The organism is Flectobacillus longus, from assembly GCF_030056705.1.
GTDB lineage: Bacteria > Bacteroidota > Bacteroidia > Cytophagales > Spirosomataceae > Flectobacillus > Flectobacillus longus.
Genome location: NZ_JASHIC010000025.1, coordinates 79,179 through 102,316, shown reverse-complemented (window position 1 = coordinate 102,316; position 23,138 = coordinate 79,179). Strand labels below are relative to the sequence as shown.

General features: G+C 35.9%; 22 protein-coding genes. 12 read left to right on the top strand and 10 right to left on the bottom strand.

What is annotated here, in order from left to right; all coding sequences use genetic code 11:
* Positions 1 to 60: 60 nt before the first annotated feature.
* Positions 61 to 1,659: a glycosyltransferase family 39 protein gene (locus tag QM491_RS18645; RefSeq protein ID WP_283329055.1), complete on the top strand. Its 1,599-nt coding sequence runs from the start codon at positions 61 to 63 to the stop codon at positions 1,657 to 1,659.
* Positions 1,660 to 1,737: 78 nt separating this feature from the next.
* On the opposite strand, the gene QM491_RS18640 is transcribed toward QM491_RS18645, so the two are convergent.
* Together QM491_RS18640 and prmC are read right to left on the bottom strand one after the other, a co-directional pair.
* Positions 1,738 to 2,688, bottom strand: a complete 951-nt coding sequence (locus QM491_RS18640) for a glycosyltransferase family 2 protein (RefSeq protein ID WP_283329054.1) — start codon at positions 2,686 to 2,688, stop codon at positions 1,738 to 1,740.
* A 143-nt stretch (positions 2,689 to 2,831) separates the two neighbouring features.
* Positions 2,832 to 3,683 carry a peptide chain release factor N(5)-glutamine methyltransferase gene (gene prmC, locus QM491_RS18635; protein WP_283329053.1) on the bottom strand — a complete coding sequence of 284 codons (852 nt, stop codon included), beginning with the start codon at positions 3,681 to 3,683 and terminating at the stop codon, positions 2,832 to 2,834.
* Between the two features lie 128 nt (positions 3,684 to 3,811).
* Between prmC and ribD the strand changes: the two genes are divergently transcribed.
* Positions 3,812 to 4,870: a bifunctional diaminohydroxyphosphoribosylaminopyrimidine deaminase/5-amino-6-(5-phosphoribosylamino)uracil reductase RibD gene (gene ribD, locus QM491_RS18630; RefSeq protein ID WP_283329052.1), complete on the top strand. Its 1,059-nt coding sequence runs from the start codon at positions 3,812 to 3,814 to the stop codon at positions 4,868 to 4,870.
* A gap of 90 nt (positions 4,871 to 4,960) precedes the next feature.
* Here the strand turns inward: ribD and QM491_RS18625 are convergent, their stop codons facing one another.
* The 3 genes from QM491_RS18625 to QM491_RS18615 form a co-directional block, all read right to left on the bottom strand.
* The gene (locus QM491_RS18625; RefSeq protein ID WP_283329051.1) at positions 4,961 to 5,716 is read right to left on the bottom strand and encodes a shikimate dehydrogenase family protein; all 756 of its coding nucleotides are present in this window, start codon (positions 5,714 to 5,716) and stop codon (positions 4,961 to 4,963) included.
* A 104-nt stretch (positions 5,717 to 5,820) separates the two neighbouring features.
* The gene (locus tag QM491_RS18620) at positions 5,821 to 6,471 is read right to left on the bottom strand and encodes a VTT domain-containing protein (RefSeq protein WP_283329050.1); all 651 of its coding nucleotides are present in this window, start codon (positions 6,469 to 6,471) and stop codon (positions 5,821 to 5,823) included.
* A 177-nt stretch (positions 6,472 to 6,648) separates the two neighbouring features.
* Positions 6,649 to 7,413 (bottom strand): phosphosulfolactate synthase, encoded by a 765-nt coding sequence (locus QM491_RS18615; RefSeq protein WP_095166936.1) that lies wholly within the window; start codon positions 7,411 to 7,413, stop codon positions 6,649 to 6,651.
* Positions 7,414 to 8,006: 593 nt separating this feature from the next.
* Between QM491_RS18615 and QM491_RS18610 the strand changes: the two genes are divergently transcribed.
* The 8 genes from QM491_RS18610 (at position 8,007) to QM491_RS18575 (ending at position 16,553) form a co-directional block, all read left to right on the top strand.
* On the top strand, positions 8,007 to 8,429 hold the full coding sequence (locus tag QM491_RS18610) for a DUF2147 domain-containing protein (RefSeq protein ID WP_283329049.1): 423 nt from the start codon (positions 8,007 to 8,009) through the stop codon (positions 8,427 to 8,429).
* Positions 8,430 to 8,501: 72 nt separating this feature from the next.
* The gene (locus tag QM491_RS18605) at positions 8,502 to 9,134 is read left to right on the top strand and encodes a TetR/AcrR family transcriptional regulator (protein ID WP_283329048.1); all 633 of its coding nucleotides are present in this window, start codon (positions 8,502 to 8,504) and stop codon (positions 9,132 to 9,134) included.
* A complete protein-coding gene (locus QM491_RS18600) occupies positions 9,127 to 9,570 on the top strand; it encodes a PaaI family thioesterase (protein ID WP_283329047.1) in 444 nt (147 codons plus the stop codon). The genes QM491_RS18605 and QM491_RS18600 overlap by 8 nt, the downstream gene beginning before the upstream one ends.
* Before the next feature lie 352 nt (positions 9,571 to 9,922).
* On the top strand, positions 9,923 to 11,278 hold the full coding sequence (locus QM491_RS18595) for a TolC family protein (RefSeq protein WP_283329046.1): 1,356 nt from the start codon (positions 9,923 to 9,925) through the stop codon (positions 11,276 to 11,278).
* Between the two features lie 87 nt (positions 11,279 to 11,365).
* Positions 11,366 to 12,415 (top strand): efflux RND transporter periplasmic adaptor subunit, encoded by a 1,050-nt coding sequence (locus tag QM491_RS18590; protein WP_283329045.1) that lies wholly within the window; start codon positions 11,366 to 11,368, stop codon positions 12,413 to 12,415.
* Between the two features lie 83 nt (positions 12,416 to 12,498).
* Entirely contained in the window at positions 12,499 to 15,567 is a 3,069-nt protein-coding gene (locus QM491_RS18585) for an efflux RND transporter permease subunit (RefSeq protein WP_283329044.1), read from the top strand.
* Between the two features lie 225 nt (positions 15,568 to 15,792).
* Positions 15,793 to 16,041 carry an acyl carrier protein gene (locus QM491_RS18580; RefSeq protein ID WP_095166922.1) on the top strand — a complete coding sequence of 83 codons (249 nt, stop codon included), beginning with the start codon at positions 15,793 to 15,795 and terminating at the stop codon, positions 16,039 to 16,041.
* 128 nt (positions 16,042 to 16,169) lie between these two features.
* Complete coding sequence (locus QM491_RS18575; RefSeq protein ID WP_095166920.1) at positions 16,170 to 16,553, top strand: RidA family protein; 384 nt, start codon at positions 16,170 to 16,172, stop codon at positions 16,551 to 16,553.
* Between the two features lie 289 nt (positions 16,554 to 16,842).
* On the opposite strand, the gene QM491_RS18570 is transcribed toward QM491_RS18575, so the two are convergent.
* The 3 genes from QM491_RS18570 to QM491_RS18560 are packed head-to-tail and all read right to left on the bottom strand — an operon-like array spanning position 16,843 to position 19,787.
* On the bottom strand, positions 16,843 to 18,621 hold the full coding sequence (locus QM491_RS18570) for a DUF2326 domain-containing protein (RefSeq protein WP_283329043.1): 1,779 nt from the start codon (positions 18,619 to 18,621) through the stop codon (positions 16,843 to 16,845).
* A complete protein-coding gene (locus QM491_RS18565; RefSeq protein WP_283329042.1) occupies positions 18,622 to 18,861 on the bottom strand; it encodes an ABC-three component system middle component 8 in 240 nt (79 codons plus the stop codon).
* Positions 18,858 to 19,787 (bottom strand): ABC-three component system protein, encoded by a 930-nt coding sequence (locus QM491_RS18560; protein WP_283329041.1) that lies wholly within the window; start codon positions 19,785 to 19,787, stop codon positions 18,858 to 18,860. The genes QM491_RS18565 and QM491_RS18560 overlap by 4 nt, the downstream gene beginning before the upstream one ends.
* 215 nt (positions 19,788 to 20,002) lie before the next feature.
* Between QM491_RS18560 and QM491_RS18555 the strand changes: the two genes are divergently transcribed.
* On the top strand, positions 20,003 to 20,323 hold the full coding sequence (locus QM491_RS18555) for a hypothetical protein (RefSeq protein WP_166549620.1): 321 nt from the start codon (positions 20,003 to 20,005) through the stop codon (positions 20,321 to 20,323).
* A 272-nt stretch (positions 20,324 to 20,595) separates the two neighbouring features.
* On the opposite strand, the gene QM491_RS18550 is transcribed toward QM491_RS18555, so the two are convergent.
* Together QM491_RS18550 and moaA are read right to left on the bottom strand one after the other, a co-directional pair.
* Positions 20,596 to 21,576, bottom strand: a complete 981-nt coding sequence (locus tag QM491_RS18550; protein ID WP_283329040.1) for a bifunctional heptose 7-phosphate kinase/heptose 1-phosphate adenyltransferase — start codon at positions 21,574 to 21,576, stop codon at positions 20,596 to 20,598.
* 94 nt (positions 21,577 to 21,670) lie between these two features.
* Positions 21,671 to 22,654, bottom strand: a complete 984-nt coding sequence (gene moaA / locus QM491_RS18545) for a GTP 3',8-cyclase MoaA (protein WP_283329086.1) — start codon at positions 22,652 to 22,654, stop codon at positions 21,671 to 21,673.
* Between the two features lie 235 nt (positions 22,655 to 22,889).
* Here moaA and QM491_RS18540 point away from each other — a divergent pair, with 235 nt between their 5' ends.
* Positions 22,890 to 23,132 (top strand): MoaD/ThiS family protein, encoded by a 243-nt coding sequence (locus QM491_RS18540; RefSeq protein WP_283329039.1) that lies wholly within the window; start codon positions 22,890 to 22,892, stop codon positions 23,130 to 23,132.
* The last annotated feature ends 6 nt before the right edge of the window (positions 23,133 to 23,138 follow it).

Genomic DNA, 23,138 nt, shown 5'->3' with positions numbered 1-23,138 from the left:
AAATCTCAAAAACATTTGAGCTAATACTCATCACTTCCACTTAACCCAACACTATTGTATATGAAGTTGAACTTTTTTAGTCGTCTGCTCAATACGTCCAAACTCCCTATCATTTTATTTGTGATTTACTTTATCAGTGGGCTTTTGGTTTATAAAGATTATGGTGTTTCGTATGATGAAGGCACTGAGCGTCATATCGGGATTATGAATATTATTCACGTAGCTCGACAATTGGCACCAAGTATGGCTTCGAAGGTGATTCCGCCTGATTTGAAAAATGCACCAGACATGGAGCATTATCGAGATAGAGACCATGGTGCGCTGTTTGCTTTTCCGATGGTAGTATTAGAAAAAGGGTTGGGCATCGACGACGAATTAGGAGTATATCGACTTTGGCATTTATCGACTTTTTTGATTTTTGCGCTATCCATTATTTTCTTGTATAAACTTCTTTCTGAAAGATTCCAGAAACAATATATCAGTTTGTTGGGGTGCTTTATCTATGTGTTTTCGCCCCGTTTTTTGGCAGAGTCATTCTATAACCCTAAAGATTTACCGCTGTTATCCCTTTTTGTAATTGCTGGTTATTTAGGGTTCAAAATTTTGAAAGGAACTAATTACAAGTATGCTATTGGGCTAGGTTTGGTTATGGGATTGGCTACGGCTTTGCGTATTGTAGGCATTTTTCTTCCACTGATTTTTGGAGGAGCAATAGTCTTAAAACATTTTTTTACACAAGAAAAAGACTTAATCCAAAAACTCAAAATGTTGGCAAGCATGCTTATCGTGTATTTGCTGACTTTTTACATTGCTTTCCCTTATTTGTGGACAAACCCCATCGGGCACTTTATTGAGGTATTCGAAAACCTGAGTAAATATCCATTGAATGCGCCAGTATTGTTTGAAGGTCAATATTATACCGCCCCTGATTTGCCTCGTTATTATGCTTTGATTTGGATTGTGATTACTACGCCAATTCCTTTTCTTTTGTTGGCATTGATAGGTGTTGTTGTAACCTTAAAACAATGGATAACAGAATATAGGAATCCACTTACGTACATCAATTTGTTTTTTCTAGGACTTTTTGTCGGCCCCATTTTAAGTGTTGTCGTATTAGATTCAACCTTGTATGATGGTTGGCGCCACTTGTATTTTACTTACGCTGGGTTTGTGTATCTTGCCACATTGGGAATTGTTACGATTGAAGACTTTCTGAAGGGATGGAAGCCTGCTGTAGCAGGAGGCTTTATCGGTTTGAATGTGTTGGTAGTGGTATATCTACTTGCTTGGATTGTGAAAAATCACCCCTATCAAAATGTATATTTTAATGTTTTGGCAGGAAATCATGTCGACAAAAAATTTGAGATGGATTATTGGGGTACTTCTTATAAGCAAGCATTAGACTATTTGAAAATACACAGTCAGAAAGGAGCAAAAGTCAAAATTAATGGAAATATTTGCGCTTCGTATAACTTGGGAAAAAGCGAAAAAGATGCACTAAAATTTGTGAGTGACATTAACCAAGCAGACTATTTTATTACAGAATATCGTCATTTTAATTTCAATCCTGATTTTTCTGCTTATTTAGTTCCTTCAAAAGAGGTATTCAACGTAGAAGTAGATGGAAATAAAGTGATTAGCATCTATCGTTTGAAATAAATTATCATAGGTGTTTCACAAAAAAGGCTGATGAACAAATTCATCAGCCTTTTTTGAAATACTCACCTTTGCTTTTTATTAAAAATTTACTTTTTCGTAAATGATATATTCTGGTCTGTTTTTGATTTCTTCAAACATATTACCCAAATATTCTCCTAAAACACCTATCGTAAGTAATTGAACACCTCCAAAGAAGATAACTGCAATCACTGTTGATGCCCAACCTGGCACTAAGGTTTCGGGCCTGAAAATAAGTCCTGTAAGAACCCAAACTCCTAAAGCTAATCCTACAATCAAGCTAAGACTTCCTAAACCCAGAGCGAGTTTGAGAGGTTTTTTACTGAAATACAACAAACTTGTAGAGGCAAATTTGAGCATTTTAGAAAGAGGATATTTTGTTTCTCCTGCAAATCTTTCTTCACGCACATACATGATTGGTACTTGCTTGAAACCAATCCATGAAATGAGTCCTCTAATATATTTGTTCTTTTCTGGAAAAGCTTTAAATGCTTCAATAACGTGCTTATCGATTAATCTAAAATCACCAGTATCCACAGGTAAAGGAGTATCTGATAGGAAATTGATGGTACGATAAAACATACGTGCCGTAATTTTTTTGAAGAACGTTTCACCCTTACGTTTTTCACGCATCCCATACACCACATTGGCATTTTGTTCGAGGTGCATTTTTATCATATCTGGAAACAACTCTGGAGGGTCTTGCAAATCGGCATCAATAATAATGGCTACATCGCCTGTACAAGCTTGGATCCCTGCGGTTACAGCAGGCTGGTGACCAAAGTTTCGAGAAAATCCAATAATTTTGACGTTAGCATCTTTCTGAGCAATTTCTTTCAGAATAGATAACGTACGATCACGACTGCCATCGTTGATAAAAATGATTTCATAGCCTTTATGCCCAAAAGATTGCATGGTTTTAGACACTCGCTCATAAGTGTACATAATCACCTGCTCCTCATTAAAACAAGGAATGATAATCGAAACAGTAAGGTTGTAATGTTCAGACATAAATCTTTAAAGTTCAAGTTGTGTGATAGGTAAAATACAGGGCAATGCTTTCGTTAAAGATGGTATGATATGTTATTAATAAATGTACAATAAAGAAGAGAATTAACCCATTTGAATAATCAGAAAATGGATAAATTTCACTGTTATTGTTTTCTTCCTTTGATAAATCTTTCTCTCCCAAACATATCCTTGATAATTTCTATCTCTACGAATCCTTTCTCTTCAAAAACTTGGGCTGTTTCCGCGCCTAAGTACTGGTTGATTTCTACTATAAAAAAACCATTGTTTGCCAAATTCAAAGAGGCATAATTGGCAATGGCTTTATAAAAAATCAAAGGATTGTCATTTTCTACAAAAAGTGCTAAATGTGGCTCATAGTCGAGTACATTAGCCTCCATTTCATCTTTTTCCCGATGTGTCACATAAGGTGGATTGCTTACAATTATATCAAAAAGTTGCTCTGATTTTTCGTGTTGGTAAGTCAAAATATCCTTCTGAACAAATTGAACACCTGCTTGGTGGCGTTCATTATTTTGCTTGGCAACGCTCAGTGCTTCTTCCGAAATATCATAAGCAATAACAGCGCCATTTTGTATTTCACAAGCAATTGTAATGGCAATACATCCTGTCCCAGTACCAATATCAAGTATAGTAGTTGGGTACCCTAAATTTTGGGCAAAGGTAACGATAGGTTCTATAAGTTCCTCAGTTTCGGGTCGAGGAATAAGAGTTGATGGACTAACGTGAAAAAGTCTTCCATAAAAATCACCAACGCCTAGTACATACTGTATTGGCTCGAAGGACTTGATACGAGCCACAAGTGGGGCAAAATCTATATTAATGTTTACAGGCTTGTCGACAAGTATGTCTGTTTTTGAAAGACCCACAAGTGTATCAAGCAAAAGATAGACCATGCTTTTTGCTTCGTTTTCTGAGTAAACTGCCGTAATTTCGGCTACCAAATCCGCAAATAGTTGCTTGGATGATTGAGTCATGGAGAATAATAAATTTTAAGCGATTGGATATAGGTTTTTTACTTTAGATAAAAGCAAAGATGTTTTTTATGTCGTTAGCCTATACGAGTGCTTTTCTTTTTCACTGATGAATATACAAAATTACAGAAATGTCGAAGAATAATCATGTTTTGAGCGATACTCAAATAAATGCCTTCATGCAACGTGCCCTTGACCTAGCCCAATTGGGAGCAGGAAATGTATCTCCGAACCCCATGGTAGGATGCGTAATTGTACATCAAGGAAAAATAATTGGCGAAGGTTGGCATCAACGCTATGGGCATTGGCATGCCGAAGTCAATGCGGTAGCAGATGTAAAAGACCAAAACCTTTTGCCCGAATCCGATGTGTTTGTGACGCTCGAACCTTGTTCGCATTTTGGTAAAACACCTCCTTGCGCCGATTTATTGGTCAAACATCAAGTACGTCGAGTGTATATCTGTAACGATGATCCCAACCCTTTGGTAGCAGGAAAAGGTATTCAGAAATTGAGAGATGCAGGAATTGAAGTCATATCGGGTGTTTTAGAAGAAAAAGGACGTGTGTTGAATCGCCGTTTTTTTACCTTTTTCGAAAAAAAACGACCTTATATTATTCTCAAATGGGCAGAATCGACCGATGGTAAAATAGCCTTACCCAATTTCCAAGCGGTTCAAATTTCCAATGCCTTATCCAGACGTTGGACACATCAATTGCGCTCGGAGGAGGATGCTATTATGGTGGGCACACGAACGGCACAATATGATAACCCTTCACTAAATACACGTTTTTGGACGGGTAAGAATCCGATAAGAGTGTTGATTGATAAACATTTACAAGTAGCGGAGGATTCGGCTATTTATGCAGGAACAACGCCTACAATTTGCTATAATTCCATTAAGTCAGAACAAAAAGGGCATATTTCTTATGTCCAAATGGAGGCAGAAAACTCTTGGCTTCCGATGATTTTAGATGATTTATACCAACGAAAAATTCAGTCGGTCATTGTCGAAGGAGGCACAGCATTACTACAATCCTGTATCGATGCTGGACTATGGGATGAAGCATATCGCTGGATTAGTCCGCAAGCAATAGGAGCGGGTATCATGGCACCAACACTAACAGAAGGCTTAATAGATAGAAAAGAAATAGGCGATAATAGTTTGTGGAGGTATTCGATTGAGCAATAAAATTGATTTCGGATGTGGGATTTTTGATTTCGGATTTAAACTTTTATACAATTCAATTCAAAATCAAAAATCCCCAATCCGAAATCGTATCTAGCTATTCCAAATCTCCCAAGCTTTTTCGGCTTGTCCATGTAGCATTTCTAGTCCGAAGTGAACACTACGCACGCCAGCTTCAGTACCTTTTTTCAAAAATAAAGTTTCGAGTGGGTTATACACAATATCATATAGTAAATGCTTTCCACTCAATAATTCGTAAGGAATAGCGGGGCAATTCTCTACTTTTGGATACATTCCTAGCGGTGTAGTATTGACAATAAATAAGTGCTCAGACATTACCTCTGGCGTAAGTTCTTCGTAGGTGATAGTATCACTTTCTTTGGTACGAGAAACTAGTTGCACCTCCAATCCCAAATCTTCTAAGGCGACAATAATGGCTTTAGCTGCGCCACCTTTTCCGAGTATTAATGCTTTTTTAGGTGCAATTTCATTGAAAGCATCCCATTTTTCAAGTGTCCATCTAAAGCCCCAGTAATCAGTATTAAAGCCCTTGATTTTTCCATTCTCCAAAAACTTGATGGTATTTACAGCACCAATTTTACTAGCCGCTGGATCTATTTCATCAAGATAAGCCATCACGTTTTGTTTGTGAGGAATCGTCACATTTAAGCCTTTTAGTTCCCCTGCATGTGATTGAAGTAATGCTGGAAAATCTTCAATATTTTCGAGCTCAAATTTCTCATACGTATGTGTCTGAGAAAGACCAATTTTTTCGAATTTCTCCGTAAAATATCCTTTTGAGAACGAATGCCCCAAAGGAAAACCAATAAGACCAAATAAATTTTTCATAGCGTAAAAATAAACAAAGAGGCAATAGTACGAAAACTTTTGCCTCTTTGATGAAATAATACTTTATATGATAAGAAGAAAACAAATGTGCCGTCTTCAATACATTACTTTTGACTGAATTGACTTTTTACGAAACCAATAACCATTGGCAATACTGAAATACCAACGATACCAAGTACTACTTTTTCGAAGTTGTGTTTTACCCACTCGTTGTTACCCAAGAAGTATCCCAACAAAGTAATAGAAGTTACCCATACGATAGCACCAACTACACAAAACGTAATGTATTTACCATATTTCATACTACCTGCACCCGCTACAAATGGCGCTACAGTACGTACAATTGGTACAAAACGAGCCATAATAACGGTTTGACCACCATTTTTTTCGTAAAACTCTTCTGTTTTAACGATGTGCTCACGTTTTAAGAAGAGAATTTTATCTTTTGATTTAACAAAGTCACTCAAATATTTTCCTACAAAATAATTTACGTTATCGCCCAAAAGCGCTGCACCAATCAACAATGGAATAACGAAAGTAATATCGATTTTACCACCTGTTGCAGGAGCTGCCAATACGCCAATCGCAAATAAAAGCGAATCGCCTGGTAATAAAGGCATAACTACCAAACCTGTTTCGGCAAATACAATTAGGAACAGCAAACCATAAGTAAGCGTACCGTTGTCGGTGATAAACTGCGTGAGGGCAGTTAAAGGATCTTTGAGAAGTTGTAATACAAATTGAATGATTTCCATTGTTTGGGAAGATTTACAATGTCCAAATGAGGCTTGGAGTAAATAGTGAAAGTAAACTACAAAAGTATAGAAGAGTAACCTTTGTACGGTATGATAGTGAGAATCTTAATCAAAAATTAAAAAAGAATGACTGAGCGAATGTTGTTTTCACTCAATCATTCTTTTTAGAAATACTAATTATTTTTTGTCCAAGAAGTGAGAGAAAGTATCGCCTCTCAAGCCTAAACGGATAGTTTCTAATGAAATAACTTCATGAGGAGCAATGTTACCAACGTTTACGTTAGCACCAACCAACTTCACAAACCAAACTTGTTGAGATTTTTGAGGAGCTTCCCAAATGATTTTTTCTTCAGGAATTTCTGTCAAAATTTCTTCTACCAAGCCCTGACGAACCTCGCCTGATGCACGGAACAACCCTACGTTTCCGCCTTCACGAGCTTCACCGATTACTTTCCAAGCACCTGCTTCCAACTCTGCTTTCATCAATTTGATCCATTTGTATGGAGGAATGATTTTAGCTTCGTCTTTAGAACCTACTTCCGAAAGAACAGTTACTTGTTTGGCTAAAGTTTGGATATACCCACATTTGTCATCTTGTTCCATTTCTAAAGAACCATCCGAAACCTCTGCGTATTCCATTCCATATTGGTCCAAAACACGACGGTATTCATCAAACTGACCTCTTACCACAAATGCTTCAAACAAAGTACCCCCAAAATACACTGGGATGCCTGCTGATTTATATAAAGCCAATTTATCTTTTAGGTTTGGTGTAACAAAAGAGGTTGCCCAACCCAACTTCACTATATCGGTATATCCAGAGCCAAGCTCCAAGAAATCTTCAACTTGTCTGAGACTAAGCCCTTTGTCCATTACCATTGTCAAACCTTTTTGACGTGGCTTTTCAGTTCTCTCAGGAATCTGGTTAAGTGGGTAATTCATATTTTTTGAAATTTCTGGGATTAAATATTTGGTTTTCAGAACAACAATGTTGTGCTTGTTGCACTTATTCAGAATAATTAATTCTTTTTGATTGAATAATGAGGTATTCCGAACGTGCAATTTTGCAAAATTAGAAATATCTTCCAAATGGCACAAACTACTATTTTACTAGATTGTCTTTAAATAATAATTGCATTTTATTAATGTGCTGTAAGTCAAATGTTTAATTTTTTTAAAAAAATGATTTTTCATAGATTTTTAAAAAAATATTATCAAAAAATTTGTTTACTAAACACTGTTTATTAGTTTTACGTTGTTATTAAAATGAAAGATGGTAAAATATTAATCTTTATAGGTTACCTATAACTTCATAAAAATAGAACTAGCTAATCTTAAATAGTTTAGATAAGTAAGAATTACCAAACTGTTAGAATTTTATCATTAAGTTTAGCTCAATCACATCTTAAGTTTGAATCAAAATCGAATAAGTACTTTTATCCTATAGTTTTAATAGTATTTAATACAAATATTACAAAATCTTCCGAATCTCAAGCCTTGAAAACAAAACCTTTTAATAATAATCATACAAACTCATGAAAAAGCTATTATTCATTCTTGCCACCTTGTTATATACTATACAAATTGTACAGGCTCAAAACCCCACAAAAGACGCGGTATTGGGGGAATGGTTATCAGAAAGTAAAGATGGAAAGGTCTTGATATTTAAGCAAGGGGATAAGTATTTTGGGAAACTTTCTTGGATAAAAGACGCTGCTAAAAAAGATGTAAACAATCCAGATGCATCGTTACGTAGTCAACCTTTATTAGGCTTAGTTATTTTGAAAAACTTCGAATTTACAGGAAAAGCATGGGAGGAGGGAAGTATTTATGATCCTAAAAATGGTAAAAGTTATTCATGCAATATGAAACTCAAGAAAGCTGATGAATTAGAAATCAGAGGGTTTGTTGGAGTATCTTTATTGGGACGCACTACTGTGTGGACAAAAGTGAAATAAGCTTGCTACCTGTTGGGAATGCCTGTACACTTTGCTTAAATTTGCTTGCATACTAAGATTGGTTTATAAGAAATGGGTATTTTAGAAAGAAAAGAACGCGAAAAACTTGAATTGAAACAGCGAATTTTGGAAGCTGCCAAAGAAATCTTTATCAAAGAAGGCTTTGATAAGGCTTCTATTCGAGCTATTGCGGACAAAATAGAGTATAGTCCAGCCACGATTTACCTGCACTATAAAGACAAAGATGAATTGTTTTATGCAGTGCACGAATTAGGTTTTGATAAATTATCAGAAATGACTCGTCCTGTCGAAGCCATCGAAGATGCCTTTGAGCAGTTGCGTATACGTGGATTAACCTATTTGAAATTTGCCTTCGAAAATCCTGAGTTATACGACTTGATGTTTATTAAGGATGCACCTATGCACGCCCTCAAAAAGCAAGAGGCTGGCTGGGATTGTGGAATGCACAATTTTGTGGCACTTCAAAAAAACTTGGCACTGTGTATTGAACAAGGCTCTGTTTTGCCTGCCGACATCGATGTATTGTCTATGTCAATCTGGTCTTATGTACACGGTTTGGTGTCACTAAATATCAGAGGACGATTTGATCCATTTTGTGAATTAAATCCAGAAATACAGCTTGAAAAGCTCATTGGGGAGTCGCTAGATTTTATGTTGAATCTTATTAAAAAGAAAAATGAGTAACAAACACGCATTAGAGGTTTTTAAGGAATATATTGGTACTCGTGTAGCAGAGAAAAGCATCTCACCTGTGGCTAAATTTCTGGACGGTATTTTGGTAGGAGTTCACGACCATGGTGTCGAAATAGAATACCAAGTCAAAGAAGAAATGGTAAACCCTGCTCGTATCTTGCATGGCGGTATTGCCGCAACAATGCTTGACGATATTATCGGTATGACTGTTTTTATGATGGGTAATGGTGTTTTTTATAGCACAGTCAACCTTTCGGTAGACTACCTTTTTAGCGCACGACTAGGCGAGACCGTTCGTGTGAAATCAAAGATTGTAAGAATGGGAAAGAAAATCGCTCATGCAGAAGGCGAAATTCGTAACCAAGATGATATTTTAATTGCAAAATGTACAACCAATTTGGTTGCAACAAGCAATACTATTAAATAGTTTTAGTTACTTTGTCTTTGAATCTTTGAAAGACCAGTAACTGACTGATTTTAAGGATTTACAAAGTGAATTAAGCAGTAAAGATTTAACAGTTTGCTTAAGCTGAAAAAATCTAAAAATCCCCTAGAAAGACCTGTGGGCAGTAAAATCTCCCACAGGTCTGACTTATGACAGCTTTCTGAAGTCAGCTTTGAGCAGTCGGCTCATATTGGTGTACTTTATAACAAGTGCTGATACCTAAAACCCGATAGCTCGGAGCTCATTCGGCATTGATTCCTCATGAATTAATGCTTTTTATTTACTCTTTTACTGAACAGTGTTTATAAAATTATAAATGTTTAATATGAAACCTATGAAGTATTATCTCTCCTTGGTGTGCTGTTGGCTCGCTTATGGAACTATGGCTCAATCAGAAGTACTCAATCAGTATGTACAAGAGGGATTACAAAATAGCCAAACGCTCAAGCAGCAACGTTTTCAGCTACAAAAAGCCATTTGGGCTTTGGATGAAGCCAAAAGTTTGTTCAAACCCTCGGTGAATTTCAATACGACTGTATCCTCTGCATTAGGTGGTCGTACAATTGATATTCCTGTGGGGGATTTGGTAAATCCTGTATATGCAACGCTCAATCGCTTGACAAATTCTAATGCTTTTCCACAAATTTCAAACGTGAGTGAGCAGTTGATTCCAAAGGATTTTTATGACATGCGATTCAAAACTTCGATGCCTTTGATTAATGCCGAACTTAAGTATAATCAAAGCATCAAAAAGGAACTGATTGGTTTGCAGCAATCCGAAACCAATGTCTATAAGCGTGAATTGGTCAAAGATATAAAAATAGCTTATTTCAATTATTTGAAAGCTACTGAGGCATTGAGTATTTATGAAAATGCTTTACGTCTGCTCCGTGAAAGTGAACGTGTCAACCAAGCTTTGATTCAAAATGGAATGGCCAACCCGACTGTTTCTATTCGTACAAAAAACGAAATTGCTAGTATAGAATCTGAAGTTGAAGCTGCCAAAGGAACACAGAAAAATGCAGCAGCGTATTTTAATTTCTTGTTAAACCGTGAGTTTACGCAGGAAATCAAGGTTGATTCAAGTTTCAAGAATGTTGTGATTCCTACTAAAATAGACTTAGCTCACCGAGAAGAAATCGACAAGCTCGAAACTAATTTGAGTATTAATAAGCAAATCTTAAAACTTAGCCAGTCTTACAATCAGCCCAAGATAGGAGCTTCTTTGGATTTAGGTTCACAAGGGCGTTTTGCTCAAATTGCCTCGGCAGATAAGAATTTTATTTCTCCCAATGCCTTTTTCTTGGTCGGAGTATCGATTGACTTGCCTGTATATTCTTCAGGAAGAAATCAGTTGAAAGTAAAACAAGCCGAAATGGACGTTGCCACCGCAGATACGCAACTACAGCAAGTCAAAAACCAGCTTGATTTGCAAAACACCTTAGCGCAAAACGCTTTGACAGCTGCCAAAGAAATTCATCAATCCAAAGCCAATCAGATAAGTTCGGCACAGCGCTATTATCGTGACATGATGCGCCGTTACAAAGAAGGTAATCTTAGTTTTATCGAGTTGCTGGATGCCCAAACACAATTGACTCGTACCCAATTACAGCAAGTGATAGCTCAATATGATGTTTGGCTCAAATGGGTAGAACTCGAACGCAGTGCTGCCGCTTTTGAGTTGAAATAGGTACAAAACAAGTAAAGCACTTGCATTATAGATAAAAGAAAATATAAAATCTCTTTAGCCTTGGGCTAATCAAAATCCTCTTGAAATATGTTGACTTCCTTTAAAAATAGCCTCATTCTAGGTCTAATCATAGCAACGGTATTTGCCTGTGGCAAAAAGAAAACCGACAAAAAAACAATTGCAGATAACGAAACTGTAGCCGTAAAATTAGTGGATGTTTCAAATGCTAATTCTACCGAACCTATCAAAGCTTCTGGTCTGATAAGCTCGTTACACGAAGCTCGTCTTTCTTTTAAAACGGGTGGAATAATCGAAAAAATCTTTGTAAAAGAAGGGCAAAATATTGTTAAAGGTCAATTATTAGCAACCCTCAATTTGACCGAAATCAATGCACAAGTGCAACAATCACAAGAGAATGTAAGTAAAATAGAAAGAGACTTAAAGCGTGTCAATGCGCTTTATCGTGATTCGGTAGCTACACTTGAGCAAGTCCAAAACCTTACAACAGCTTTGAGCGTAGCAAAACAAGGTTTACAAATAGCCCAATACAACCAAGGATATTCCAAAATTTATGCACCAACCAATGGCGTTGTTGTCAAAAAAATGATGAATGAAGGTGAATTGGCATCTTCAGGAAATACGGTACTTTTTGTGAATGCCGCAGGTGCTAACGATTGGGTGGTAAAAGTTGGTATTGCAGACAAAGACTGGACTCGTCTCAAACTAGGCAATAAAGCCGAAATCAGCCTCGACGCATTTCCTGACATGAAGTTTTTGGCAAATGTCACAACCCTCTCTCAAGGTGCCGACCAAGCTTCTGGTCTCTATCAAGCAGAATTAAAAATTAGTACTCAAGGCAAAAAAATGGCGACTGGCCTATTTGCCAAGGCTTTGATTTATCCTTCTATCAAATACCAATATGCGTCTGTTCCTGTTGATGCCATTATTGAAGGCAATGGTGACCAAGCTTTTGTATATGTTGTAGAAAACGGAAAAGCTAAAAGAGTTTCTCTGTCGATTGCTTATGTCAATAGTCAACAAGCATTTATTCGTGAGGGTTTGTCGGGAATAAGTCAAGTAGTAACAGATGGTTCGGCCTATCTGGTAGAAGGTACAAAAGTAAAAGTCGTAAAATAGGCTTTTACAACTAATCAATTTTACATAGACCTAAACGAGCATAACGTCACTGCAAAGCGACTGATGCCGACAACTCATCATATATGAAAATCGCAGAATTTTCCGTAAAAAATTACCAGTTTACCTTAGTGGTATTTCTGGCGGTATTATCAATCGGGCTATATTCCTTGTTGAACATGCCTCGTGGCGAAGACCCAGAGTTTGAATCTCCTCAATTTGGCGTTACAATTATCTATCCTGGAGCTACTCCCAACGACATGGAAGAGTTAGTTGCAGACCCTTTTGAAAAAAGAATTAACGAGCTAGACAACATTCAGCGCATAAGTACAGTCATACTAGATGGAGCGGCTGTATTTCAGATAGAGTATGATTTTGAACAAGATCCAGAAGAAAAATATCAGGAAGTGGTTCGCGAAGTAAATGCCATCAGAAAAGACCTCCCTGCTGAGATTCTGGATATTCGAGTTCAAAAGTTTAGACCAACCGATGTAAATATTTATCAGTTTGCACTCGTAAGTGAAAATGTGCCTTACGCCAAGCTGAAAGAATATGCAGATGATTTAGAAAAACAACTCGAAAAGGTAAAACCTCTGACTAATATCAAATCATGGGGTTTTCCAGCTCGTAAAGTAGCAGTTGAATTGAATTTGGAAAAAATGGCACACGACCATATTCCTGTCAATCAGGTGTTGGGAGCAATTCAATCTGAAAATGTCAATATTCCTGGAGGTAGTATCAATGTTTCTAGTAAAAAACTAAATGTAAAAACATCAGGTGCATATAACGACCTCGACGAAATTCAGAATACGATTGTGTACACCAACGGTACCAAAATCGTGTATCTTAAGGATATTGCTCAAGTAAAATTTGCTTACGAAGACGAAACACATATTACCAGTCTCAATGGTCACCGTTGTGTTTTTGTCACAGCATGCCAAAAGCAAGGACAGAATATTATTGGTATTAGAAAGATAGTTGAACCAATAGTTGAAAAATACAAAGCACAACTTCCTCCAAGTGTCGATGTTGTAAAAGTATTTGACCAAGCCGAATCAGTAGATAATCGTCTTACGCGTTTTGCTAAAGATTTCGGAATAGCGATTTTGTTAGTATTGATTACGCTATTGCCTTTAGGTACACGTGCAAGTATTGTCGTAATGATTTCAATCCCACTCTCGTTGGCGATAGGTCTAACATTACTCAATGTATTTGGTTATACCATTAACCAGTTGTCAATTGTCGGGATGATAGTTGCTTTGGGGATTTTGGTAGACGACTCTATCGTAGTGGTCGAAAACATCGAACGCTTCATGCGAATGGGCTTCAAACGTAAGCAGGCGGCTATCGATGCTACAAAACAAATCGGATTAGCTGTAGTAGGATGTACTGTATTGCTGTGTTTTGCCTTTTTGCCAATTGCCAATTTGCCAGAGGCCGCTGGTAAATTTATCCGAAGTTTACCTATGGCTGTAATATTTACGGTATTGGCATCGATGATTGTGTCATTGACAATTGTGCCGTTTTTATCGTCTGTGTTATTGACCGAAAATCATAATCCAGAAGGGAATATGATTTTGAGAGGAATGAAAAAAATCATTTCGGCTACTTATGGACGCTTGATGGATTGGTGTCTCAAACATCCAAAAACTACCTTGGTAGGAGCATTAGGGATATTTGTAGGTGTGATGATGATGGCTAAATTATTCTTAGGTTTTTCTCTTTTCCCAACTTCCGAAAAACCGATGTTTTTAGTAAATATCGAAACGCCAGTCGGAACAAATATGGCTGCCACGACCAAAGTAGTGAAGTATGTGGAGGAGAAATTGAAGAAGGTGCCTGAAATTAAAAACTTTGCTTCAAATGTCGGTCGTGTTAATCCTCGTATCTATTACAACACAGTAGAAAGAGGTCAGTCAGAAAACCGAGCACAAATATTTGTCTTGCTCGAAGATATGGAAACTTCTGAGAAAAAGGCTTTAATTGATGACTTGCGTGGCAATATGGGAGTGTATCCAAATGCCAAAATTGAGGTAAAAGATTTTGAGCAAGGTCCACCATTAGAAGCACCGATTGCTTATCGAATCTTTGGAGAAAATTTGGATACCTTAAGAAATGTAGCTTTCAAAATTGAGAAAATTCTAGCAAGTCACCCAGGAGCAATCTATGTTAATAACCCACTGAAAGTCCAACCAACGGATATTCGTGTGGTAGTCAATAAAGAAAAAGCTGGCTTGATGAGTGTGAGCTCAGCCGAAATCGACCGAGTGGTACGTTTAGGAATAGCAGGATTAAATGTGGGTACCTACCGTGAAGATGGCGAAAAAGATGGTTATAACATCAACGTGTCGATTCCAAGAACGGGTGTACAACAAGATTTAGACGTCTTTAATCGTTTGTATGTCAACAATGCTTTAGGGACTGCTATTCCGCTTAAACAATTGGTAGATATTAAGTTAGAAACCTCTCAGAATCAGATTTTGCACTTTGACAAAGAACGATATGTGACAGTTTCGACCTTTTTAAAATCAGGCTATAATACAGCACAAGTAAACCAAGAATTAATAAAGCAATTAAATGCTTTTAAGTTTCCGAAAGGATTTTCGTACAGAGTAGCAGGAGAGGCCGAAAATGCAGAAAAATCTTTTGGAGGAATAGGGGTGATAGTTTTGATAACTGTCTTCGGAATGATAGCCATCCTAATTTTGGAGTTCCGCAATTTCAAATCGACCCTGATTGTATTGTCAGTAATTCCATTGGGCATTGTTGGAGCTATCTTGATGCTATTACTTTGGGGCGAAACTTTATCATTTACGGCTGTTATTGGTTTTATCGCACTGGTGGGAATTGAAGTCAAGAACTCTTTACTATTGGTAGATTTTACCAACCAACTTCGAGAGGAAGGGTTTGGACTTGAGGAGGCAATTCGAGAAGCAGGCGAAGTGAGATTTGTTCCTATTGTGCTAACATCACTTACGGCAATAGGGGGCTTAGTACCACTAGTTATCGAATATTCAGAGCTGTACTCTCCATTAGCCTTGGTGCTGATAGGTGGAATTATCAGTTCAACATTACTTGCTCGTTTGGTTACACCTGTTATGTATAAGTTACTTCCACCAACGATTATTCCGGTCAAAGAAACGATACAAAACTAGGTTTTAGAAGAGCAAATTACCTGAAAATAGTTTTTAATATTTTTTAATAAATCATGAGAAGAATCTTTAAATAGTTCAAGAATACTCTGTAAGCATAATATTTAAGAATTTTTATAGATTTTTCTCATTTTTTCTAAAAAAAACTTAAAATTCGGGCACTATTATTCAAAAAAGCTCGTTAACCTAGCATAACAATCGTCAAAATATATATAAATCAAGAAACCGATGAGATTCAGCACAGAAACATTGACAAAGTTCTTATCTCGGAATTTTTATATTAGCCCGAGGTTGATAGCTCCTCAAAAACGCTTTTATGCCGATTTGGGAATGAACTCATTAGAGTTCCTAGAAGTAGTAGCTTATTTAGAAAATACGTATGGTATTACATTACCAGATCAGGAGATAGATAGAGTACAGACTGTAGAAGAATTGGCTTCTTTGATGGAAGCTAATTTAGTAGCTGTACGTGCGTAAAGGCAACGATTTTTGGTATGTTAAAGGTTCAAACACATTAGTTTGAGCCTTTTTTTATGCCTTTTTGAGTAAATATCCCTCGGCTTTTATCTTATCTTTGTATCGTAACCAAAAAACAATTATTAAGTATGTCTAGACAAAATATCTTAACGGGCTCGCCGTGGGAAGACAAAATGGGCTATTGCCGTGCCGTAAGAATCGGAAACATTGTAGAAGTATCAGGAACTGTAGCTATTGTAGATGGTGAAAAAGTAAAGGCTGACGATGCTTATGCACAAACGTTGAATATCTTAGAACGTATCGCAAAAGTGTTAGAAGAGGCTGGTGTTTCAACAAAAGATGTAGTGAGAACTCGTATTTTCACAACAGATATTACCAAATTTGATGATATTGCTCGTGCTCATGGCGCTTATTTCGGCGAAATCAAACCAACAACGGGTATCTATGAGATTTCTAAATTAGTATCTCCAGATTATTTGGTTGAAATTGAATTTACAGCAATCGCTCAATAAAAATATTAGCGTAAGAAGAAAGAATCATAAAGTGTCCAATATACGCTTAGAAGAGAAAGTCAGTGGATTTGTCCACTGGCTTTTTTTGTTGGAATAGCTCCATGATAAAGGCTAAAACCTTAAAAATCAAAAAGCCTTGCTAGGAATACTAACAAGGCTTTTTTGTGATTGATATTAGTAAAACGCCAGAGGAGGTGAAATAGTTTACAGATTGAAAAATAGTTGAATTATTTTTCATATTTATTTAAGGTATTCAGAATAAATAATGAGAGAATAATTTTAGTTAGGATTAGAAACTCATTTTAAAAAGTTTCCCAGAATCATCCTTATCATTCAGTTCTAAGATAATGTTTTCAGATAAATCTATACTAGCAGGGATATTGTCTTTGATAGCAGAAAAAATATATTGAATATCGTGCTTTTTACAAATTTCACTCACTATTTCGATTAGGCGAGTCTTTACTCCATTGTCATCACCTGAAATGACATCATCATGATAGACGAAACGAAAATGTGACTGCTTAGTATAATTTATTAAAATGGCTAAATCAAAGGCTACGCAAAGAATCTTATAATAAGTTGCTCCCTCATCTTTTGCTGAGTTAGGAAAATCTGGGTTGAAGTCAATATTATAATTGGAATTAGGGCTTATTTTTATTAAAGCATTTTCATTTAGCACTTGTTTAACTATTTCAGCAAAGGTCTTTCTAATACTCATGTACAGAGTACAATTTGCAGTATTGTCAATGATTTCCTTTAATTGATCTTTGATTGTCTGTAATTCATGCTTTTGCTTATGACTAATTTCTTCTTTCTTTTTTTCTATTTCTCTAATAGCCTCTAATTGTGCTTGATATCTAGACAATTCCCTTTCAATTTCTATCATTTTTTTCTGATATACTGCATACTTTTTAAAGAGAGATGTGTCTTGGATCAAATCTCTGAATTGTTCTCGTTGTTTATTTAGTGCAATGAGTTTGGTATTTATTTGTTTTTCAGCTTCTTGTTTTTCTGTTAGTGTTTGTCTGATTTGTTTGTTTCGTTCTTGTGTAATTTGATGATTAAATTCTATTAGTTGTTCATAAGACTTTGATAATTTTTCTGGAAAATGTAGCTCAACCTCATCAAAAATATTTTTAATTTTTTTGATGTCGAAAGAAAACTCATTACGGATAGAATCATTTAATTTTTTAATATCGTATTCGACATTATAGAGTCGAGTATTTAATTCAGCTATTTCTTCTTCTATATTACCTACTAAATTTTGAATTGTATCCTTATCTTGCTTATAAAAATTTAAACTTTCTAATTCTTTGATTAATACATCTCTATCAATTTCTACATTTTGAATTTTACCAACAATCGCATCTTTGTCCTCTGACTTTATACCAAAATCTTTCTCTTGTATTTTTATCGTTTTTGCATCGTCTTTTATATTTTCTTCTAGCTCATACTTGTCCCTTAATATTTGTCCATTAAATCCTAAAAGGCTGAATAGTAAAGGCTTCCAATCTTTGTCTTTATTTTTTGAAAATTTTCTTAACTGGAAAATAGTATTCATTTTAGGCTCATAATCACCTTGAGTGCGCAAAGAATAATTTACCAAACGACGATAACTTTCATTATTTGACTTACAGAAATCAAAATTCAACCGCTCATTTAGATACTCTTTTGCTTTATCAAATGAAAGCGTTAAATCAAAATTTTCATAATAAATAAAATCGGTTGACCGAGCCTCATTTAGCTTAAATGAGATTTTAGTAGGAGTATCAACCGTTCTTTTGATGGTAAGATATTTGCCATTATTTAGTAAAATTTCTAAATAGAACTCATATCCTTTAAATTTCTCTTTACTACTATCTTTGTAAAAAAAGAATTTTTTGGAGTCTATGCCTTTTAAGAGTAAAAAATCAATTAGTTCTCCAAGTTTTGATTTTCCGAGATTATGTTGTTTCGAATCCTCTTTTTTTCCTTTGACATCACCAATAACAGCATTTAAACCTCCTTTGTCTAAAATAAAGAAGGTGTTGTGAAACGGCTTATTGCTATATATCTTACTGAGTTTCATTTAATCAAAATTTAGTTGAAATACATCCAACTCTGGCAAATAGTGTAATTTACCCAATAGAAATAGAAAGTTTAACGAATAGGGAAATACTTCTTTTGCATTTTTACCAAGAGCATTTGTAGTCATATTCAACAACTCATCGTATGTTAACAAGTTGTGTGTTTTTAGTTTATCAATTATCAATGCACTGACATTAATTACTGATAAATCTAAATTGAGATATTTGTGGGGTGTTATCATCTGTTTCGACCTATATCACATTGATAATACATGAAATGAAAAAATGCTGGAATCGTATTGCGATATTTTTTAAGCTTATCAGGCTCTTTTTCCATAAGATAGTTCGTTAGAAAACTAAATATCTTTTTAAAATCGTCAAATTGCTCTCTATTAGCTTCTATGATTCTTTTCAAATCTGAAGAAGTTTCTTCGTAATACTGAGCATATTCTACGTTAATCGGATTCTGTAAAAAGGCTAAAATTTGGTTTTCGTAGCGGTCTAAATCTGGTAAAATGATGTTTTCGTAATAGGCATTATCTAAGTTATTAATTTGATTTTTTTCCTCAATGCTTGGTCTATCTAATGTCGAGCTACTTGTGGTGGTTCTAAGAATAGTATCATGAAAAATAACAATTAACTCTTTTATATCCTTGTCATAAAACTCAAATGGCATGGTAAATCTATCTAAGCCAAATTGCTTGACAATCTCTTTATTTTGTGACAAGAACCTATGTAGAGTGTCTTTTCCAATAATGTCAACATTTGTAAGACCAGTTTGGTCTTTAATATATTGTCTTGCCTCTTCTCGACTTTCTGTTTCTTTTCTATTAGTAAAAAGTAAATAATTATCAATTTCTCCCTTCGATTTCAATACCTTAACTTTTGGAACTTCTTTTTCTACTAGACCAGTTTTATTTCCAAAAAATTTATTATCTGAGCAACTCGCTTGATAGTCTGTTGTGTGCTTTACTTGAATGATAAACTTCCCTTTCCATTGCTCCGTTTTAGAGGGATAAGCATTAGCTACTCCTTCAAAACGGCCATCTCTTCCACCATCTTTACCTTTAGAAAAGCTGACAAATCCTATACCAAGAACGTTTTGGCAAAGCATATTAATGAGACTTTCAAAGTCATCTTCGGATAGGTTTTCTAATCTATAATCCATAATGAAGAAATGTAAAAGATAAGTGTATACTTTATATTAATATGATAAATAGTAAACTGTTTATACCTTTACAAAGGTACATACTTAGGCTATTAAAAGTAAAATTATAAATATATTTCAATCAGGATTATTCTGTCAAAGTAATATTCTAAGTTTGTAACTGTAGAGTTAACTATAGTATTCATGGTTTGAGAAATTAGTAACTTATTTAGAATATGAAACAACAAACCATCTACGAAGTAGCTGTCATCTCGATTGGCTCGCTCAATACAGTTCGAACAAAAGAACCTGTATTAAATTATTTCTCGAACCTTCAAAAATGCCTCGATCATTTGTTGGGAGCTTTGGCTGTGCATGGTTGGGAAAGCAAAATGAATTATACTGCCGTGTATCGGAATCTAAAAGCAAAAGGGAAGTACGTTGCAGAATTTAGCTTTGCAGGAAATAAAATTTTTAAAATTGTAATCACAGCCCGAACAATCAATCCTTCGATAAGCACTTTGGGAATAGAGGATAAGCCTGATAGTAAGAAGTAGAAAACAGTGCGGAAACACTCAAATGAATATAAAATAAAAAAGCCTTGCTATATTGTTAGCAAGGCTTTTTTGTGGTTGATAATAGATAAACGTCTATTAAGGTCAAATAGTTTACGTGTTGAAAAATAGTTAAATTATTTTTCAAAAAATATAAAATTTATTTTCAGAGCGTAATTTTCTTAAAATTTAGCTAAAAAAACGCCCCTCTTAACAATTTAAGAGAGGCGTTTTTGCCTAATGCCTAGAGCTTATAGCCTAAAGCCTATTAATACTTAATTATAGTTTTGTTGGGCTTCTGCCAACAGTCTTTCTTTGTTGATTGGGACAACGCCAACAGATTCACATACAAGTCCACCTCCTAAATTTGATAGACCTGCTACCAATTCTGGAGACAAATTGAGTGCTACACAGCAAGCTGCAATTGAAATTACGGTATCACCTGCACCCGAAACGTCTGCAATTTGTCGAATATGGGCAGGGATATGTTTTTCTTCGTCTTTGAAATTGATAAATACGCCTTGTTCTGAAAGTGTAACAAAGGCACCTTTTACTTCAAGGGTTTCGATAAGCATATTGACCGCCATTGCTAGTTCAACTGGGTCTTTTGAGTCAAATTGAATATTGAGACCTTCTTTGAGTTCTTTCAAGTTTGGCTTGAATAAGGTAGCATTTTGGTAGTTTAGAAAGTTACGTTTCTTGGGGTCTACCACAGTTGGGATATGGTGTTCTTGGGCAAAATCAATTACTTCGGCAATGAGTTCTTTTGATAAAACGCCTTTGTCATAATCTTCAAAAATAATCACTTGCGCATCTAATGCCAAAGCTTTGATTTTGTCTAAGAGCAAAGTGCGTTCATTTTCAGAAATCAATTTATCAGTTTCGGTATCTACACGAACAATCTGCTGTGTGCCTGCGATAATTCGTTCTTTTACCGTAGTAATGCGCTCTTCAGACTGTAGAATACCTTCGGTAGATAACTCTTTTTCTGCTAATAAATCCAATAGGGCATTGCCATAGGAATCTTTTCCGATGACCGAACAAATAATAGCTTTAGCGCCAAGTGCCTGAACGTTCATCACTACATTGCCAGCACCACCCAAACGCATTTCTCTTTGTTTTACATTTACTACTGGTACTGGAGCTTCAGGAGAGATACGTTCTACTTTACCCCAGGTATAAGCATCAATCATCAAATCGCCTATGATAAGAACTTTTAGTTGATTGAAACCTTCAAAAATTTGCTCAATTGTCATCGTCTATATAAAATATGTCCCCTGTCAGCCCAGTCCAAAATATTATTGGGTTGACAGGGGATTAAATGAATTGCAAAATTAAGATTTTTATGGATTATCCTCCAATGGTTGTCATGGATTCAGTAACAAGCTTTGTTCTGCGACTCTCGGCTTCGAAGCCATCTTTGGCTCTTTGTTGAAAAGTATTGATAAAAATGCCTTTCAATTCTTCGTTGCTAATTCCCGAACGAATCAAATCCCGAATACTTAATACACCTTCGTCGTACAAACAGGTTTTTAATTCGCCTTGTGCAGTCATTCTGATACGATTGCAAGTGCCACAGAAGGTTCTTGAAAACGCTGCAATAACGCCAATATTGCCCTTGAAACCTGGGACATGGTAGTTATAGGAAGTAGAATGTGGAGCATCCTCAATTTTGCTTAGACTTGGATAGGAACCTCGGATTGTTTCTAAAATTCGATGAATATTCCAATGAAGCACAGGATAATGCGAGCCTTCGCCATTAAAAGGCATTTCTTCGATAAAACGAACCGATATAGGGTAATGCTCAGTAAGGGCGACTAAAGGTAAAATATCATCTGTATTTTTTCCATCCATTACTACAGCATTGATTTTTACGTCAAAACCTGCGTCCAGTAAATCAAAAAGCGTTTGATATACCTTCGAAAATTCATCACGACGGGTAATTTCAAAAAAACGTTGCGCATCTAATGTATCCAAACTTAAATTCACAGAACGAATCCCAATTTCTTTCATCTGTTTGAGATACTGTCCCGTCAAAACGCCATTGGTAGTAATGTTCAGTTCATCGATTCCTTGAATGTCGGCAAGGCGATACAAAAAATCAACAAGGTTATTACGTACAAAGGGTTCTCCACCTGTAATACGTACTTTGTGTACCCCCAATTCGGCTAATACTCCCACAATCCGAAGCATTTCCTCATAGCTGAGTAATTTGGATTTATGAAGGTACTTGATACCTTCTTCGGGCATACAATAGAAACAGCGCAAATTGCATCGGTCAGTGACAGCCAGCCTCAAATAAGTAATCGGTCGACCGTGATTGTCATAAATCACTGGGCGATTATCGGGAGTTGTTATGGATGGATTAATTGTCACGAATACGAATGGTATGGTATTTTGGGTAAATCTCTACTTGAAGTCTATAAAGTATTGATTTACTTCGTTATATTAGCAATCAAAATATAGGAAAAATTGTTCAAAAAGTAACGCTTATATTTATCGCTAGTAGTATATCTGCAAGCAATAAAACAAATATACTATTGAATCCTAGAATCAAAAATTTAACCTAATGAAATATACAATTGCCTTGTTTGGCATCACCAAAGAAATTGTTGGCAGCAGCTCGACTACCCTGGAGGTAGCAGATATGTTGACAACCGATGATTTGTTGGCCTTGCTCAGAGCTGAATATCCTAAGTTGGGAGCTATTCGCTCGCTTTTGTTGGCTGTTAATAATGAATATGCTGAGCAGGGTTTAGCTCTATCAGAAAAAGATGAAATTGCGCTAATACCTCCAGTGAGCGGAGGGTAGCATGAC